Source organism: Actinoplanes sp. GCM10030250 (genome assembly GCF_042666575.1).
Lineage (GTDB): Bacteria > Actinomycetota > Actinomycetes > Mycobacteriales > Micromonosporaceae > Actinoplanes.
Map to the genome: position 1 here is coordinate 1 of NZ_JBHTDO010000108.1, position 890 is coordinate 890.

Sequence of the window (890 nt, forward strand, 5' to 3'; positions counted from 1 at the left end):
GTCGAGTCGGCGGGCACCGGCGAGGTGCTCTTCACCGGCAGCGTCTCGCGCAAGGCCTTCGGCTGGCTGGCCGACCACGTCGTGCAGGACATCGTGTTGCTCCCCGGTACCGCGATGGTCGACTGGGCGCTCACCGCCGGACAGCACCTCGGCTGCCCGCACCTGGCCGAACTCACCCTCGAAGCACCGCTCACCCTGCCCGAGCGTGGTGCCGTCACCGTCCAGGTGGCCGTCGGCCCCGACGGCGAGGACGGCCGGCGCCCGGTGACGCTCTCCTCCCGGCACGCCGGGGAACCCTGGACCCGGCACGCCACCGGTTCCCTCGCCCCGGCCGTCACCGCGCCGGCCGAGGCCCCGCCCACCTGGCCGCCGGCCGGCGCTCTGTCCACCTGGCCGCCGGCCGGCGCCGACGAGGTGCCCGGCCTGTATGCCGACCTCACCGGCCGCGGCTACGGATACGGCCCCGCTTTCCAGGGCGCCCAGCGTGTCTGGCGGCGCGGCGACGAGGTGTTCAGCGAGGTGGTGGTGCCGGAGGCCGCCCGCGGTGCCGGCTTCACGGTCCACCCGGTGCTGCTCGACGCCGCCCTTCACGGGGCGGGCGCGGGGCTCTCCGGTGACCAGCCCGCCCTCGTCCCGTTCGCGTTCCACGGCGTCACCGTTCCCGGCTCCTGCCCGGACAACGTGCGGGTGCGGCTGCGGCGGACCGGTGAGCAGTCCGTCGAGGTGCTGCTGTTCACCGCCGACCGGGTGGTCGCCGTGATCGAGCAGCTGGTGGTGCGGGCGGTGTCCGCGAACGCACTCCGGCAGGCCGCTGTGCGTGACGCGTTGTTCGAGGTGGTGTGGGAGGAGCTTGCTGCGTCGGTGGAGCGGTTGGCGCCGGGGTCGGTGGT

At 75.1% G+C, this 890-nt stretch carries 1 protein-coding gene; it reads left to right on the forward strand.

Annotated features, from left to right (window positions below; genetic code table 11):
* Window positions 1–890 (forward strand): polyketide synthase dehydratase domain-containing protein (locus tag ACFQV6_RS44255; RefSeq protein ID WP_378033741.1); only part of this gene is annotated, 890 nt, incomplete at both ends.